This window comes from Nocardia sp. No.11 (assembly GCF_038752175.1).
GTDB classification, from domain to species: Bacteria; Actinomycetota; Actinomycetes; order Mycobacteriales; family Mycobacteriaceae; genus Nocardia; species Nocardia canadensis.
Genome location: NZ_JBCGFB010000081.1, coordinates 12,724 through 27,840 on the forward strand (window position 1 = coordinate 12,724; position 15,117 = coordinate 27,840).

Annotated in this window: 16 protein-coding genes; 4 read left to right on the forward strand and 12 right to left on the reverse strand. The window is 71.3% G+C overall.

Annotated features, from left to right (window positions below; translation table 11 throughout):
- Positions 1–2 precede the first annotated feature (2 nt).
- The 5 genes from V8688_RS21940 to V8688_RS21960 form a co-directional block, all read right to left on the reverse strand.
- Positions 3–1,181: an ATP-binding cassette domain-containing protein gene (locus tag V8688_RS21940; protein WP_218716467.1), complete on the reverse strand. Its 1,179-nt coding sequence runs from the start codon at positions 1,179–1,181 to the stop codon at positions 3–5.
- Positions 1,174–1,824, reverse strand: coding sequence for an ABC transporter permease (locus tag V8688_RS21945; protein WP_342801594.1), 651 nt, complete (start codon positions 1,822–1,824; stop codon positions 1,174–1,176). The genes V8688_RS21940 and V8688_RS21945 overlap by 8 nt, the downstream gene beginning before the upstream one ends.
- A 410-nt stretch (positions 1,825–2,234) precedes the next feature.
- A complete protein-coding gene (locus V8688_RS21950) occupies positions 2,235–3,239 on the reverse strand; it encodes a regulatory protein RecX (protein WP_316575501.1) in 1,005 nt (334 codons plus the stop codon).
- A 420-nt stretch (positions 3,240–3,659) separates the two neighbouring features.
- On the reverse strand, positions 3,660–4,697 hold the full coding sequence (recA, locus tag V8688_RS21955) for a recombinase RecA (RefSeq protein ID WP_189024126.1): 1,038 nt from the start codon (positions 4,695–4,697) through the stop codon (positions 3,660–3,662).
- Between the two features lie 178 nt (positions 4,698–4,875).
- Positions 4,876–5,325 (reverse strand): nuclear transport factor 2 family protein, encoded by a 450-nt coding sequence (locus tag V8688_RS21960; RefSeq protein WP_218716466.1) that lies wholly within the window; start codon positions 5,323–5,325, stop codon positions 4,876–4,878.
- Positions 5,326–5,452: 127 nt separating this feature from the next.
- On the opposite strand from V8688_RS21960, the gene V8688_RS21965 reads away from it, so the two are divergent.
- Positions 5,453–5,968 carry a CGNR zinc finger domain-containing protein gene (locus tag V8688_RS21965; protein WP_218716465.1) on the forward strand — a complete coding sequence of 172 codons (516 nt, stop codon included), beginning with the start codon at positions 5,453–5,455 and terminating at the stop codon, positions 5,966–5,968.
- A gap of 13 nt (positions 5,969–5,981) precedes the next feature.
- Here V8688_RS21965 and V8688_RS21970 read toward each other — a convergent pair whose 3' ends face one another.
- The 3 genes from V8688_RS21970 to V8688_RS21980 form a co-directional block, all read right to left on the reverse strand.
- Positions 5,982–7,208, reverse strand: coding sequence for a phosphotransferase (locus V8688_RS21970; protein ID WP_342801588.1), 1,227 nt, complete (start codon positions 7,206–7,208; stop codon positions 5,982–5,984).
- Positions 7,209–7,215: 7 nt separating this feature from the next.
- The gene (locus V8688_RS21975; RefSeq protein ID WP_218716463.1) at positions 7,216–7,407 is read right to left on the reverse strand and encodes a DUF3046 domain-containing protein; all 192 of its coding nucleotides are present in this window, start codon (positions 7,405–7,407) and stop codon (positions 7,216–7,218) included.
- A gap of 76 nt (positions 7,408–7,483) precedes the next feature.
- On the reverse strand, positions 7,484–8,635 hold the full coding sequence (locus V8688_RS21980) for a nucleotide disphospho-sugar-binding domain-containing protein (RefSeq protein ID WP_218716462.1): 1,152 nt from the start codon (positions 8,633–8,635) through the stop codon (positions 7,484–7,486).
- 127 nt (positions 8,636–8,762) lie between these two features.
- On the opposite strand from V8688_RS21980, the gene V8688_RS21985 reads away from it, so the two are divergent.
- Entirely contained in the window at positions 8,763–9,470 is a 708-nt protein-coding gene (locus tag V8688_RS21985; RefSeq protein ID WP_342801589.1) for an HD domain-containing protein, read from the forward strand.
- On the opposite strand, the gene V8688_RS21990 is transcribed toward V8688_RS21985, so the two are convergent.
- Both V8688_RS21990 and V8688_RS21995 read right to left on the reverse strand, forming a co-directional pair.
- Positions 9,395–10,105 carry a PIG-L deacetylase family protein gene (locus V8688_RS21990; protein ID WP_218716460.1) on the reverse strand — a complete coding sequence of 237 codons (711 nt, stop codon included), beginning with the start codon at positions 10,103–10,105 and terminating at the stop codon, positions 9,395–9,397. The genes V8688_RS21985 and V8688_RS21990 overlap by 76 nt on opposite strands.
- A 28-nt stretch (positions 10,106–10,133) precedes the next feature.
- Positions 10,134–10,307, reverse strand: coding sequence for a hypothetical protein (locus V8688_RS21995; protein WP_218716459.1), 174 nt, complete (start codon positions 10,305–10,307; stop codon positions 10,134–10,136).
- Between the two features lie 173 nt (positions 10,308–10,480).
- Here V8688_RS21995 and V8688_RS22000 point away from each other — a divergent pair, with 173 nt between their 5' ends.
- Both V8688_RS22000 and V8688_RS22005 read left to right on the forward strand, forming a co-directional pair.
- On the forward strand, positions 10,481–11,176 hold the full coding sequence (locus tag V8688_RS22000) for a maleylpyruvate isomerase family mycothiol-dependent enzyme (protein WP_342801590.1): 696 nt from the start codon (positions 10,481–10,483) through the stop codon (positions 11,174–11,176).
- 72 nt (positions 11,177–11,248) lie between these two features.
- Positions 11,249–12,736: a carboxylesterase family protein gene (locus V8688_RS22005; RefSeq protein WP_342801591.1), complete on the forward strand. Its 1,488-nt coding sequence runs from the start codon at positions 11,249–11,251 to the stop codon at positions 12,734–12,736.
- 176 nt (positions 12,737–12,912) lie between these two features.
- On the opposite strand, the gene V8688_RS22010 is transcribed toward V8688_RS22005, so the two are convergent.
- Together V8688_RS22010 and V8688_RS22015 are read right to left on the reverse strand one after the other, a co-directional pair.
- Entirely contained in the window at positions 12,913–13,767 is an 855-nt protein-coding gene (locus V8688_RS22010) for a hypothetical protein (RefSeq protein WP_255586907.1), read from the reverse strand.
- Between the two features lie 166 nt (positions 13,768–13,933).
- Positions 13,934–14,758 (reverse strand): PspA/IM30 family protein, encoded by an 825-nt coding sequence (locus tag V8688_RS22015; RefSeq protein ID WP_218716456.1) that lies wholly within the window; start codon positions 14,756–14,758, stop codon positions 13,934–13,936.
- Between the last annotated feature and the right edge of the window lie 359 nt (positions 14,759–15,117).

Here is a 15,117-nt window from a genome sequence, read left to right on the forward strand (position 1 = left end):
GCTCATGCCCGCGCCGTTTCGGCGGCCCCGGCGGCGGCCAGGTGGCTGATCAGAGTGTCGACGGTGACGACGCCGGCGAACGCGCCGGTGCCGTCGACGACCACGGCCGAGGCGGTGCGTTCGGTCAGCAGGATCGCGAGGGCGTCCTGCAGGGTCGCGTCGGTGGGCAGCGTGGTCTGGATCGGGGTGCCGAGGTCCCGCAGCGAATCCGCGTGGGCGAGTTCACCTGCCGCGATCCGGCGGATCGGGGTCCGGTCGGCGGCCAGGACGATGCCCCAGTCCTGCCGCGCCGTGTGCAGGCGGTCGGTGAGGTCGGCCGGGGCGGTGTCCTCGGCGACGGCGATGCCCTGGTCCAGGTCGAGATCGGCCAGCACGGCCAGGCCGAGGCGGTCGATGGTGGCGGTGTTGCCGACGAAACCGGCGACCGTCTCGTCGGCAGGCGCGGCCAGGATCGCCGCCGGGGTGTCGTACTGGAGGATGCGGGACCGGTCGCCCAGGACCGCGATCCGGTCGCCCAGTTTCACGGCCTCACCGAAATCGTGGGTGACGAAGACGATGGTCTTGCCGAGTTCGCCTTGCAGGCGCAGCAATTCGTCCTGCAGCAGCGCGCGGGTGATCGGGTCGACGGCGCCGAACGGCTCGTCCATCAGCAGCACCGGCGGGTCGGCCGCCAGCGCCCTGGCCACCCCGACGCGCTGTTGCTGACCGCCGGAGAGCTGGCGCGGATAGCGACCGCGATACACGGCGGGGTCGAGGCCGACGAGGGCGAGCATCTCGTCGACACGGGCTCGGGTGCGTGTGCGGTCCCAGCCGAGCAGGCCGGGGACCGTGGCGATGTTCTTGGCGACGGTCAGGTGCGGGAACAGGCCGGCCTGCTGGATGGAATAGCCGATACCGCGCCGCAATTCGTCGGCGTCGATGCCCGCGGCGTCGCGGCCGCCGATCGTGACGGTGCCGGAGGTCGGTTCGATCAGCCGGTTGATCATCCGCATGGTGGTGGTCTTGCCGCACCCGGAGGGGCCGACCAGGACCACGATCTCCCCCGCCGGGATGGTCATGCTGACCTCCTCGACCGCCGGATCCGGCTGGTCGGGATAACGCTTGGTGACCCGGTCGAGGACGATCTCGACCCCGGAGACCGCGGATGCGGCGGCGCCGGTGCTGGTTTCGGTGTCAGTCACGAATTCCCCTCGAGATGGTGAGGCGGCCGAGCAGCAGCAGGACGCCGTCGAGCGCGAGCGCGAGCACGACGATGAGCACGGTCCCGGTCAGCGCCTGCGGCACCGCGTTCGGGCTGCCCAGGCGCGAGAGCCCGGAGAAGATGAGGTTGCCCAGGCCGGGGCCTTTGGCATAGGCGGCCAGGGCCAGAATGCCCATGATCATCTGGGTGCTGACCCGCATTCCGGCGAGGATCGACGGCCAGGCCAGCGGCAGTTCGATGGTGCTCAGCAGCCGCAGCCGGTTCATCCCGACGCCCCGCGCGGCGTCGATCACCGCCGGATCCACCGACGACAGCCCGAGCACGGTGTTGCGCAGGATCGGCAACAGCGCGTACAGCACCAGCGCCACGATCGTCGGCCCGACGCCGAGCCCGAGGAAGGGGATCAACAGCCCGAGCAGCGCGAACGAGGGCACCGTGAGGATCGCTCCCGCGGTCGCGGTCGCGGCAGCCGAGCCGAGCGGGCTCCGGTACACGAGCACCCCGATCAGCACCGCGACGATCGTCGCCAGCGCCAGCGACTGCACCACCGCCGACACATGCAGGTACGAATCGACCAGCAGCTGCTCGCGCCGGTTCACCACGAACGACCACAACGCGTCCAGGGTCCACCTCCCCGTAGTTCGGCGGCCACACCAGGCCCTGTCCCCCGGAATGCCCACCCCGACCACAGGTGAAACACCCGGTTACCACACCCCCGCCGCATTCTGCGGCGCTCGAATCCGCCTGCGCGAAACCACGTTTCACCGGCGCGAAGTCATCTTACGCGCCGGACCTCCCACACGGAGCCGTTCCCGCCACCGGACTCACAGCCGGCACGACCCCCCACACATACCCCGCCGGCCCGCGGCAATTCCCCGGGACAAGCACGATCCCCGCACCGCCACCCTCGCGCCCATGCCCCGGGGGCAGCACGATCCTCGCGCCGTCGCCCTCACGCCGCCTAGCGGCGACATCCTCGCGGCGATGCCCAACTGCCGAAGTCGAGCAGCACTCGGAAAGTTCGTCACCTGGCTCAGCGATCGGCCTCGGCCAGTTCGGCTTTGACGACCGCATAGGCGATGGCGGGGCTGTAGCCGCGGCGGGCGAGCATGTCGACCAGGCGGCGGGTGGCCTTGGCGCGGTCGAGGTCGGTGGGCATGCCGCGGAGTTTGCGGCGGACCAGGTCGGCGGCGGCCTGCTCGTCACCGGGGACCGGGCGGCGCGGCGCGCGCCGGTCGGTACTCCGGTCCGGGGGGTCGGTGTCGGTGTCTCCGGGAGCTTCGCTGTCGGCCGATGTGCTGACCGCGCGTGACCATCGGGAGCGGTTCCGGCGCGGGAGCCCCTCGGCGGGGCTGTCCGAGTCCGCCTCGATCGCAGGATCGGCGTGCGATATCGGATCGCCCGGTCGTCCGGGTCGTCGGTGATCGTGGGACGGCTCGTCCGGGTCCGGATCGGGCTTGCTCGCCCCGCGTGGCCGCGCGGGCGCCTGGGTGAATCCCGCCTCGGCGAGTTCCGCGGTGACGACGGCGAAGGCAGTCGACTGGTCGTAGCCGCGGCGGGCCAGCATGCCGACGAGACGGCGGACGGCCTTGTCGCGGTCCAGGTCCCGGGACAGGGTGGTGAGTTTGCGGCGGACCAGGTCGGTGGCGCGGGCGCGTTCGGCGTCGTCGGTGACGATCGCCAGCGCGTTCTCGGCATCGGCGGGAGCGACGCCCTTGTCACGCAGTTCGCGCTGCAGGGCCCTCTTCCCCCGGCCGGAGTACGTGTGGCGCTCGTGCACCCACTGTTCGGCGAAGGAACTGTCGTCGACGAGGCCGACTTCGGCGAGCCGGTCGAGCGCGGCCGCGGTCACCTCGAGCCGGAAACCCTTCTCCCCGAGACGTTTCTCCAGCTCGGCCCGGCTGCGGGCGCGCACGGCCAGCAGATTGAGGCAGGCGTCCTTGGCCTGGTCGATCGTCGCCTTCGGACGGTCGCCCGGGGCGAGCCGGCGTGTGCCGGCCCGCCTGTCGGGCTCTCCCGGCTGGGATCCGGCCGCCACCGGATCCACCTGCCGCCCGTCGTCACCACCGACGCCGGTCGACAGGGAGTCTTTCTCGCCTCGGCCGGACCTGCGTCCGCGCCGGGCGCCACGGGGACGCGCCCCGCTCCCCCACTCTTCATGATCATCCCCAGTCCGCGCAGCGGAATCGTGTGGTTGATCATCATCGGCGAATCCGGTCGGGTGCGCGCGCTGCGGATCGCCCGCACCCGACCGAATTCCCCTGGCGTCCAGTTCGGCCCGGTGTGCCCGAGCCGGCCGGACGAGTTCGGTGTCCGCGCTGTCGCGGTGGCGGTCTCGCCGCTCCGGCGCTTCCGGCGCCACCTCGATACCGAGGCGGGCCAGCTGCCTGCGCATGTCCTCGACCGGGTCCACCCCGTCACGAGGCGCACGGCCGCCGGAGATCGGCGAGCCCATCGGCTAGAAGTCGGCGGGTGCGTCGGCCTCGGCGGTCAGGTCGGCGCCGATGCCCAGCTTCTCCTTGATCTTCTTCTCGATCTCGTCGCGCACGTCGGTGTTCTCCAGCAGGAACTTGCGGGCGTTCTCCTTGCCCTGGCCCAGCTGGTCGCCCTCGTAGGTGTACCAGGAGCCCGACTTGCGGATGAAGCCGTGCTCGACACCCATGTCGATGAGCGAGCCCTCCTTGGAGATGCCCTGGCCGTAGAGGATGTCGAACTCGGCCTGCTTGAACGGCGGGCTGACCTTGTTCTTGACGACCTTCACGCGGGTCCGGTTGCCGACCGCGTCGGAGCCGTCCTTGAGGGTCTCGATGCGGCGCACATCCAGGCGGACCGAAGCGTAGAACTTCAGCGCCTTACCGCCGGTGGTGGTCTCCGGCGAGCCGAACATGACGCCGATCTTCTCGCGCAGCTGGTTGATGAAGATGGCGGTGGTGCCCGAGGTGTTGAGCGCACCGGTCATCTTGCGCAGCGCCTGGCTCATCAGGCGGGCCTGCAGGCCGACGTGGCTGTCACCCATCTCGCCCTCGATCTCGGCGCGCGGCACCAGGGCGGCGACGGAGTCGATGACGATGATGTCGATGGCGCCGGAACGCACCAGCATGTCGGCGATCTCGAGCGCCTGCTCACCGGTGTCGGGCTGGGAGACCAGCAGCGCGTCGGTGTCGACGCCCAGCTTGCGGGCGTAGTCGGGGTCCAGGGCGTGCTCGGCGTCGATGAACGCGGCGACGCCACCCGCGGCCTGGGCGTTGGCCACCGCGTGCAGCGCGACGGTGGTCTTACCCGAGGATTCCGGGCCGTAGATCTCGACGACGCGACCACGCGGCAACCCGCCGATGCCGAGCGCGACGTCGAGCGCGATGGAGCCGGTCGGGATGACGGAGATGGGCTGGCGGGCCTCCTCGCCCAGGCGCATGACCGCGCCCTTGCCGAAGCTCTTCTCCACCTGCGCCAGTGCCAGCTCCAGCGCTTTGTCGCGATCGTAGGCCTGCGGTGCCATGATGTGGTCCCCTTCTCGAGGTGAGTGTCTCTCTGGTTGGCGCCCACAGTAGAGGCCGGCACCGACAAGTTCTGGCGCCCAGATTAGTCGAACACCCATTCGAGTCAAGCGACGCGCCCGCCCAACACGCGAGGACTCGCAAACCCGGCGCACATCGACGGCACCGCGGGCCCGTCGGCTACCGCTGCGGCAGCACCGAGTCGTCGCCCTCGGCGCGCGGCCCGAAGATCCGGCGCTCGGATTCGTCGATCCGCACGTCGTTGATGCTGGCCTCGCGCCGCGCCATCCGCCCGTCCGGCGCGAACTCCCACTGCTCGTTGCCGTAGCTGCGCCACCACTGACCGGACTCGTCGTGCCACTCGTACTGGAAGCGCACGGCGATGTGGTTGTCGTGGAAGGCCCACAGATCCTTGCGCAAGGCGTAGCCGTTCTCGGTCGCCCACTTGCGGGTCAGGAAGTCGACGATGGCGGCGTGGCCGGTGAAGAACTCGTCGCGGTTGCGCCACACCGAGTCCTCGGTATAGGCCGCGGCGACCCGCTCGGGATCGCGGGTGTTCCAGGCGTTTTCGGCGGCGAGCACCTTGGCGCGCGCGGAGTCGAGGTCGAAGGGTGGCAGTGGCGGTCGCACGGGGGACCCCTTCCGGAATGTTAACTATCTATTCAGCGTTGACAGGTTAGACAGTAGGGTGGCCGGGCGACACCGTCAACCCGTGAAATCGCGACAGTGGTTAGGAGATGAGTTGGTAACCTCAGGCATGCGCGATCCCCGTCCGCACACCGGCGAACCACCGGCTCTGGACCTGCTCAATACGCGATGGGCCGGCGCCACCCCCGGTGACCTGCTCACCGATCTCGACGGGCTGCGGCTGTGGCTCGAGCTCACCGGACTCGCCGACCGCGTTCCCGCCGACGAGCACACGCTGACCGCCCTGCACGCCGCCCGCGACGCCGTCCACGCGGCGGTCACCACCGCCGACCCCACCGCGCTCAACCAGGTCCTCGACCGCGGCCGCCTGCGCCGGGAACTCACCGCCGACGGCCCGCGCGATATCCCCGAGGTGGCCGATCCGGCCTGGCTGCCGGGCTGGCTCGCCGCCGACAACCTGCTGCACCTGATCGCCGAGGCGCCGCACCGGATCCGCCAGTGTGCCCACCCGGACTGTGTCCTGTTCTTCTACGACACGTCCAAGAACGGCACCCGGCGCTGGCATTCCATGGCGACCTGCGGCAACCGCACCAAGGCCGCACGCCACTACGCCAAGACCAACTGAGCGCCGGGGCGCCTCAGAACAATTCGTCGAGCAGCCGGTAGTACTCGAGCTTGGCGCGGTCGGGCCCGGTCAGCCCGTAGGCGGTGAAGAACGCCGCGACCGCGTCGATGCCGAAGTCCTCGGCCAGGTCGCGTTCGGCGAGGGCGAGATCGCGATAGCGGTCGGCCACCCCCAGCCCGCCGACATCGATCAGCACCCCACCGGCGAGCACATTGCCCGGGGTGAAGTCGCCGTGCGCGACGACGAGATCCTCCTCCGACGGCCGCTGGGCCACCAGGTGCTCGTGGATCGCCGCGGGCGTGAGGTCGCGGTGGTCGGCGTCGAAATCGGCGGTGTCGACGAACTCTTCGACGACGTTGCGGCGGGCCTGCGCGAGAGTCACCTCGAGGCGTCCATCGAACGGGCAACCGGTCACCGGCAGGGCGTGCAGCGCGCGCAGAGCCTGCCCCATCACCGTGCCGACCTCGGCCGGATCACCGGCCAGGTCGGTGAGCGAGCGGGCTTCGGCATCCGCCAGCACCAGGATGTCCTCGGCGAAGGCGGCCACCGTCGGCACCGCGATGCCGTTGTCGCGCAGCCAGTTCAGCCGATCGTGCTCGGCGACCGCGCGCGGCCCGCGCTTGATCCAGTACCCGCCCGAGCGCACGAGGTTACCGCCGCGGCCCTCGTGCTCGTCCGACCACGCGGGCACCGGCCCGAGCAGCTCGGCGACCGGGGGCGGCAGCGGCAGGGCCAGTTCGTCGAGGTGGTCCAGGGCCGCGCGGGTGGACTCGATGAGTTCGGAATCGCCGTCGGCCACCCGCAGCCGCATCGCCTCGTTGAGCAGCTCCCGCGCCTCCCGCGGCCGATGCTGCTCGGCCAGCGACTTACCCAGGTGATGGGCGGCGAAGGAGACCAGCTCCGGATCGAGCGCGCGGCTGGCATCGAGGGCGCGCCGGTACAGGATCTCGGCGGGCGCGGGCTCGCCCTGGTAGCGGTACACGTCGGCGAGGTTGATCCACACGGTGATCCGGCGCCGTTCGGTATCGGCCAGCTCCAGCGCCTGGTCGAGCCGGTCGAGAGCCTCGTCGTGGCGCCCGAGCAGCATCAGCGCGATGCCGAGCCGGCGCAGACCGCCGAAATCGTGGGGATCGGCGACCGCGACCCTGGCCGCGAGGGTCTCCGGGTCGATCGGGATCATCCGCAGCCGCTCGTCGAACCGATACGGCCGGGTGTCCGGATTCTGCGCTGTCACAGCCATGACCTGCTCACCATCGGGTTCGGGGAACATCGAAGTCGGCGCAGAGGGCGCGCCACACGTCTCGCGGGTCGACGCCCGCCTCGATCGCGGCGGCACCGGTCCGCCCGAGCGCCGGTATCACGTGATCGGCCAGCATGGCGTCGGCGCGCGCCACGCCGAACTCGGTGTGCATCAGCTCCTGGAATTCGGTCAACCGCACGCTGCCCAAGATACTCGCGCTCGGCGACACCCGACAGAGCCGCCGGTGGCGGACCCCACCGCCCGATCCGGCGGCGTCAGCGCGTCGCGGCCTTGTGACAGATCTCCACCGGATCCTCGACCTCGGCCTGCCCGGCAGCGGCCCGGCGGGCCGCGGCCGCGTAGGCCGGGTCGTCGAGCACCTGGCGCACCGCGGCGCCGACCGCCTCGGGTGTCAGCGGGCGCACCAGCACCGAACTCCCCTGGCGCACCGCACGATTGGCCAGTTCCCACTGGTCCCCGCCGCCGGGCACGGTCACCACCGGCACGCCGGCGGCCAGGGATTTCGCGAGCAGGCCGTGGCCGCCCCCGCCGACGACCACCGCGGCCTCGGTGAGCAGGACGTCCTGGCGTCCCAGTCCGGCACTCGCCCAGTCTGGCAGGTCCGCAGGTGGGGTGTCGAGCATCGAGACGGCCGCGCGCACGCCGAGCCCGGCCAGTCCGGCCAGCACGGTGTCGGCCATGGCGTCCACCCCCGTATGCGCGGTGGACGGCGCCACCATCACCAGCGGCGCGTCCCCGGGCGGCACCGGCAGGAGCGCGTCGGTCGGTTCCCACAGCAGCGGCCCGACGACGTGGGTGTCGGCGGGCCAGTCCGGCCGGTCCACCTCCAGCGCGGGCAGGGTCGCGACGAGCCGCGCGGTGGGGCCGGGATCCTCGGCGGGCAGACCGATGCTCTCGCGCGCCGCCGAGCGCTGCCGGTTGCCCGCCTTGACCGCGCGGGCGGTCATCGTGCGCAGTACGCCGTCGCGCACCCGGCCGCGCACACCCTCCCCCGGCGCGAGCCCACTGCCGATCGGCGGCAACGCTTTCGAAGGCAGATACAGCGGATGCGGGGACAGTTCGACCCACGGCAGGCCGAGTCGTTCGGCCGCCATCCCGCCGCCCGCCGTGAGCACGTCCGAGACGACCAGGTCCGGCAGCATCGCGCCGAGCTCGGGCAGGTTCTCGGTCGCGATATGGGCGGCGCGCTCGTGGATGCGCGCGCCCGCGTCGGCGTCGTTGTCGGTGGGGCGCGGCGCGAGACCCTTGAGCCTGCGCACACTGATGCCAGCGGCTCTGGCCGCGTCGAGCCAGCGCGGGCCGGTGAACAGCACCGGCTCGTCGCCCGCGGCGAGCAATCGCAGACACAACGCGATCGCGGGAAACGCATGCCCTGGATCGGGCCCGGCCACCACAGCTACTCGCATGTCGCCAGCGTGCCATATCGCTCGGCATGGTTCGCCGTGCCCAGTCTGCTACCGGCTGGTCGGCTACCGTCACGACGAGACCCGGGCGCAGCCGGTTGCCCGTCGAATCGCGAGGAGTGACCCCGCCGTGCGGCCCGAAATCCCCACCCCCGACCCGGACGCGGGCGACCTCGACCGGGCAGACGATCACGACACCATCCGCCCACCGGTCTCCAGCGGCGCGATCACGACCGTCGACGCCCTGTTCGCGCTGCTCGCCCGCTGCGCGGACGCCTGGGACACCGCCGGCCGCACCGGCGATCCGGTCGACATCCTCGATCACGACCGCCAGTGCGCCGAACTGCTGCGCCGCGACCACCCCGACGACCCGGAACTCCAGGTCGCGGGCCTGGTCCACGACATCGGCCACGTCCTGGTCCCCGGTGACGACGCGGGCCACGGCCACCACGGCGCAGACGCGGTGCGGGCGCTGCTCGGTGAGCGGGTCGCGCGCCTGGTGGAGTTGCACGTGGTCGCGAAACGCTTTCTGGTGGCCACGGATCCGGCGCACGCCGCTGGCTTGTCCGCCTCGAGCCTGCGCACCCTCGTCGCGCAGGGCGGGCCGATGTCCCCGGAGGAGGCGCGAGCCTTCCGCGCCGACCCGGATTTCGCCGCCGCACTCGCGTTGCGCCGCGCCGACGACGCGGGCAAGGTCGTCGGCTTGTCCGTGGCGCCGCTGTGGGATTGGCGGCCGACGGTCGAGCGCGTCGCCGCGTCGAATCAGCCCGCGAAGGTGAACAGTTCGAACCCGACCGCGTGCGCGGCGGGGAATCCGTCCTTGGGACCCGTTGCGTAGGAGACGATCTCGTCCACCTGCTGCTCGACCGGCACCGGGCTGAGTACCTGGAGGTAGCGCCGGTGCGCCGCGAGCGAGGCCCGCGCCTTGTCCAGCTGTTCGCCGACGTCCACCGCGTGGGTCATGACCGGACCGACCACGGCGGCCCAGCGCGCCGACCACGGTGCCAGGTCGGCGATCTCGGGGAAGATCCATTCGTTGCCCGCGTCGGAGACGGCGTCCATCGCCGAGCGGCCCACCGCCCGATGATCGGCGCTGTTGACCATGCCGGGCGCCCAGGTGTCACCGAAGTTGAACAGCACCACCATTTCCGGGCGATGCCTGCGGATCGCGGCGGCCAGTTCCCGCCGCAGCGCCAGGCCCTCCTCGATCCGCCCGTCGGGGTGGTCGAGGAATTCGACGGTGTGCACACCCACCTCCCGCGCGCCCGCGAGCTCCTCGATCTCCCGCAGCGGCCCGGCCTGCGCGGGCGGCATGCCCGCGATGCCCGCCTCGCCGCGGGTGACGAGCAGATAGCGGATGTCCTTGCCCTGTCCGGTCCACCGCGCGACCGCGGCGGCCGCACCGTATTCGATGTCGTCGGGATGCGCGACGATCACCAGTCCGCGCTGCCAGTCCTCGGGTATCTGTTCCACCCGGCCATGCTAAGCGCAGACGCCGCGATCACGGCTTGGTCAGCGTGGTCTTGTCGGACCCGGACACCGCCTTGTACAGCAGGTACACCCCGGTACCGATCGCGGCGATCACCAGGACCGGCAACAGCGCCTCGATCAGCGCCCCGATGATCCAGAACGCGATCAACGCGACCACGACGATGCCGATGACTTTCCAGACCATGATGTGCTCCTCGCCAGTTCCGTGACCGCCCTCCGGCGATCCGACACCTTCGATGCTCCCACCCACGATCCGATAAATCACCAGGTCAGCATGGAAATCGGGGGCGATCTCAGGGTTCACCCCGAGGCCGGATCAGCGCATCGCCCGCCCGCGCGGCGACTACCGTGGGCGGTATGGACTACCTGGCTGTGCTGCGCGCGGGGCTCACCTCCTTCGGAGAATTCGTCACCGCGGACGCCGACCTCGCCACTCCGGTCCCTTCCTGCGGCAGCTGGACGCTCTACGACCTCGTCGACCATGTCGGCCGCGGGAACATGTGGGTCGTCACCGCGGTGACCGAACTGCGCGGCGACGACGAGGGCGATCCCGCGCCGAAGGACATCGCGGCACTGCGTGATTGGTACGAAGCCACCGCGGACGCCCTGGTCACCGTGCTGTCGGCCGATCCGGACCGAGAGGCGTGGACTTTCACCCGCACCATGCCCCGCACGGTGGGGTTCTGGCGCCGCCGACGCACACACGAGACGCTCATGCACCTGTGGGACGGCCACGCCGCGCTCGGCACGGCCGCGCCGTTCGACCCTGAGCTCGCGGTCGACGGCATCGACGAGGTCTTCGAGCTCTTCGCGCCGCGGATGATCCACCGCGGCCTGGCCACCGCGCCGGAGGTCGCCCTGCGACTGCGCGCCACCGACACCGACGGCAGCTGGACCTACGGTCCGGGTGAACCGGTTGCCGAGCTCGCGGGCACCGCGTCGGATCTGCTGCTCGCGCTGTGGGCGCGCCGACCTGCCTCCGATCCCGCACTGACCTGGACCGGCGACAGCTCGGCGGGCCGCCGAATACTGGCTGGGCCGCTGGTCCCCTAGCCGCTGCAGGCCGAACGACTGACGCCGACCGGGGCACGCGCCCATAATCGGGGCGTCAGCGAGGAGAAGTCCATGGAACCCATCGTCAGGATCGCCGGCGGCGCGGTGCGCGGCCGGACCGAATCGGGTGTCACCCGTTTTCTCGGGGTGCCCTACGCGGCGGCCCCGGTCGGCGCGAAACGCTTCCAGCTGCCCGAACCCGCGCCCGCCTGGGATGACGTGCGCGAGGCGACGCAGATGGGCGCGACCTGCGTCCAGTCGCCGTATCCGGCGCCGATCCACGCGCTGATCGGCAGCGACGGCATTCCCGGCGACGAGTACCTCAACGCGAACGTCTGGACGCCGGATCCGGGCACGAGCGGGCTGCCGGTCCTGGTATGGATCCACGGCGGCGCGTTCGTGCGCGGATCGAACGCGCGCGCCATCTACGACGGCACGGCCTTCGCGCGCGACGGCGTGGTGCTGGTATCGATCAACTACCGGCTCGGGATCTCCGGGTTCGCCGCGCTGGACGGCGCCCCGCTCAATCGCGGTCTGCACGACCAACTCTTCGCGCTGCGCTGGGTGCGCGACAACATCGCCGCCTTCGGTGGCGATCCGGACAATGTGACCGTCTTCGGTGAGTCGGCGGGCGGGATGAGCGTGGCGGCGCTGATCGCCGCGCCGCAGTCGAGCGGACTGTTCCGCCGGGCGATCATGCAGAGCGGCAACGGCGCGGTCGCCGCCGACGCGCAGGACGCGCGCACGGTGGCCGCCGCGCTGGCCGCGGAACTCGGGATAGCCCCGACCGCCGCCGATTTCGGCGAGCTCGGTCCCGACGCATTGCGCACCGCGCAGAACGCGGTCGCCCTCGCGGTGATGACCGACCCCGACCCGCAGCGCTGGGGCGCCTCGGTGATCGAGCAGGGCATGGGCATCATGAGCCTGTTCCCGGTGATCGACGACGACATTCTCCCCGGCGCGCCGACGGCGGTGCTGGCCGCCGACCCTGACCGTGCGGTGCCGCTCATCGCCGGCACCACCGCCGACGAGTTCCGGTTCTTCACCGTCCCGACCGGCATCACCGCCGCCGTCACCGCCGACACCCTGCCGTTCGTGCTCACCCGCTACGGGATCGATCCCGCGGTGGCGCAGACGTATTCGGCGCAGCGCCCCGATGCCACCCCGGCCGAGATCTTCAACGCGATCCTGACCGACTGGTGCTTCCGAGCGGGCACGGTCGACTTCGCCGAGGCCAACGCCGTGGGCGCACCCACCCATGTCTACGAATTCGCCTGGCCCACCGATCTTCCCGGCCTGGGTGCCTGCCATGTGCTCGAGGTCCCGTTCGTCTTCGACGCGCTCGCCGGGGCGCACTCGCTGACCGGCCCGCACCCGCCGCAGGCACTGGCCGACGAAATCCACGCGGCCTGGGTGAAGTTCGCGACCGACGGCGACCCGGGGTGGGCGGCGTTCGACAGCGAGCGCAAGCGGGTGCGGATCTTCGACGCCCCCGCGTCGTCGACGGTGGAGAATCCGCGCTCGGCCGAACTCGACGCCCTGCGCCAGACCATCGCCTGACCCGGCACGGCCCCGAGGCCGGAAGGCGTCGGGGCCGGAAGGCGTCGGGGCCGGAAGGCGTCGGGGCCGGAAGGCGTCGGGGCCGGAAGGCGTTGTCCGCGTTCGGACTAGCGCGGACCGGGGACGGGACGGTCGGCCAGGTCGGTGAGCGCCTGCGCCCANTGTCCGCGTTCGGACTAGCGCGGACCGGGGACGGGACGGTCGGCCAGGTCGGTGAGCGCCTGCGCCCAGCCGTCGAGCCGATCGGCGGCCTCGCGCAGATCGGCGACGATGCCGTTGAACTGGTAGGCCACCACGGTGTCCTCGGGGACGGCCAGAATGCGCGCCGCCGCGGCGACGAGCTGTTCGTACTCCATGACGCCGGTCTCCAGGCGCGCGAGCACCCCGTTGACGGTGACTTTCAGCGCGGCGACGGTCTCGGGGTTGGCTCGTCCGACGGTGTCGGCGGCCTGTTCCATCGCCACGATGTCGGTGGCCAGCGCGTGCAGCGCGGCCGCGCCGGAGCGGGCCGTCTCGAGCAGATCGCGCAGTTCGTCCTCGGGCAGTCGCCGGGTGCGGGCGATCTGGGTGCCGAGTCCGTGCAACGCGCGTTCGGCGCGGATCAACCGCTGGATCGGACCGCGGGCCACCGAGCGCAGCCCCGGGGTCTTGCGGGCGACGAAGGCCGCCTGCGGCAACGGCTGACCGCGCAACTGCAGATACCGGCGCGCGCTCAAGGCGGTCCCGGTCACGAAAGCGACCGCGCCACCGCCGATCACGACGACCGCCCAGGCCGGCGCCGACACCACGGCCAGGCCGACCGCGCCGACGGTGGTGATGCCCGAGGCGGTGCCGAGCTGGAAACTGCGCCGGCGAGCACGCCGGCGTCGACGCAACTCCCGTTCGCGCGGATCGGCCCAGCGACGCACGGCCACCATCGCCTGCTCACCGACCTCGCGCAGGGTCGCGGGCACACCGCCGGTCGCGGTGGTTCGCACCAGCTGCGCCGGATCGATGATCTCGGCTCGCTCGCGCCGTGTTCTCCCGCTCATCCCTCATCCTTTCGTCGCCACGGACCAGTGTCGCAGCAGACGACGACAAGTTCCCACCATCACGCGCCCGCGACCCGGGAAGCGGCGACCGAAAACGCCGACCGGGTCGCCGGTCGATGCCTACCGGCGACCCCTGGGCCGCGAACCCGCGCGCCTGCGCGCCAACCTACTGCTGGGCCGCCTGGCCCTTGTTGATCTGCGGCGCCTGCGCGGGCTGCTGCTGCGCCGGATCGATCGCCGCGGCGTTGTTGCCGGTGGGCAGCGCGTCACCGCGCATCGAGGCCCGGATCTGCTCGAGCTTGCTGTGGCCCGCCATCTGGATGCTGGCCTGCTGGACCTCCATCATGCGGCCCTGCACCGTGTTCTGCGCCAGCTCGGCGGCACCGAGCGCGTTGGCGTAGCGACGCTCGATCTTGTCGCGCACCGCGTCGAGGCTGGGGGTGGAGCCGGGTGCCGACAGAGTGGAGTCCATCTGCTGCAGCGAGGCCGAGACCTGCTCCTGCATCTTGGCCTGCTCGAGCTGGCTGAGCAGCTTGGTGCGCTCGGCCACCTTCTGCTGCAACATCATCGCGTTCTGCTCGACCGCCTTCTTGGCCTGTGCGGCGGCCTGCAGGGACTGGTCGTGCAGCACCTTGAGGTCTTCCACCGACTGCTCGGCGGTGACCAGCTGGGCGGCGAACGCCTCGGCGGCGTTGGTGTACTGGATCGCCTTCTCGGTGTCGCCCGCAGCGGCCGCCTGATCGGCCAGGGTGACGGCCTGACGGGCGTTGGCGTTGAGCTTCTCGACCTCGTCGAGCTGGCGGTTCAGCTTCATCTCCAGCTGACGCTGGTTGCCGATCACCGACGCTGCCTGCTGCGACAGCGCCTGGTGCTGACGCTGCGCCTCCTCGATAGCCTGCTGAATCTGGACCTTCGGATCCGCATGCTCCTCGATCTTGGAGTCGAAGAGGGCCATCATGTACTTCCAGGCCTTCACGAACGGATTAGCCATCGATTGATCCCGCCTCCATCTGTGCGTCGCTCGTGCGACTGGTGGTGCGCGACCGTCACGCACCAGATATGTGCTTATCCTTCACCATGCGGCACCCGGGCCGGTGCGACCGGCCCGATCGACGCCTGATGAGAATCTATCCGTTCTCACCAACAGTGCGCAGCGTCTCGCCCGTCGAGCACGTGGTTCGCCGCGTCACATTCCCTTCACCAGTACCAGCATCTCGGCCCTGGGCGCCGGGATGACGATCCGGGTGTCCTCGGCGATGCCGATCCGGGCGCCCTGTTCGGCCGACATGCTCGCCGCGGCGCCGGCCTCCGGCGCGGCGGCGGGTTCGGCGGGGGCGGGTTCGGCCGGGG

Bases quoted from the DNA above. Each gene is read 5' to 3' on its own strand.
- V8688_RS21995 (WP_218716459.1), bottom strand. From the start codon at position 10,307: ATGGTCTGGAAAGTCATCGGCATCGTCGTGGTCGCGTTGATCGCGTTC.
- V8688_RS21980 (WP_218716462.1), bottom strand. From the start codon at position 8,635: ATGCGAGTAGCTGTGGTGGCCGGGCCCGATCCAGGGCATGCGTTTCCC.
- V8688_RS22010 (WP_255586907.1), bottom strand. From the start codon at position 13,767: ATGAGCGGGAGAACACGGCGCGAGCGAGCCGAGATCATCGATCCGGCG.
- V8688_RS22015 (WP_218716456.1), bottom strand. From the start codon at position 14,758: ATGGCTAATCCGTTCGTGAAGGCCTGGAAGTACATGATGGCCCTCTTC.
- V8688_RS21970 (WP_342801588.1), bottom strand. From the start codon at position 7,208: ATGGCTGTGACAGCGCAGAATCCGGACACCCGGCCGTATCGGTTCGAC.
- recA (WP_189024126.1), bottom strand. From the start codon at position 4,697: ATGGCACCGCAGGCCTACGATCGCGACAAAGCGCTGGAGCTGGCACTG.
- V8688_RS22005 (WP_342801591.1), top strand. From the start codon at position 11,249: ATGGAACCCATCGTCAGGATCGCCGGCGGCGCGGTGCGCGGCCGGACC.
- V8688_RS22000 (WP_342801590.1), top strand. From the start codon at position 10,481: ATGGACTACCTGGCTGTGCTGCGCGCGGGGCTCACCTCCTTCGGAGAA.
- V8688_RS21965 (WP_218716465.1), top strand. From the start codon at position 5,453: ATGCGCGATCCCCGTCCGCACACCGGCGAACCACCGGCTCTGGACCTG.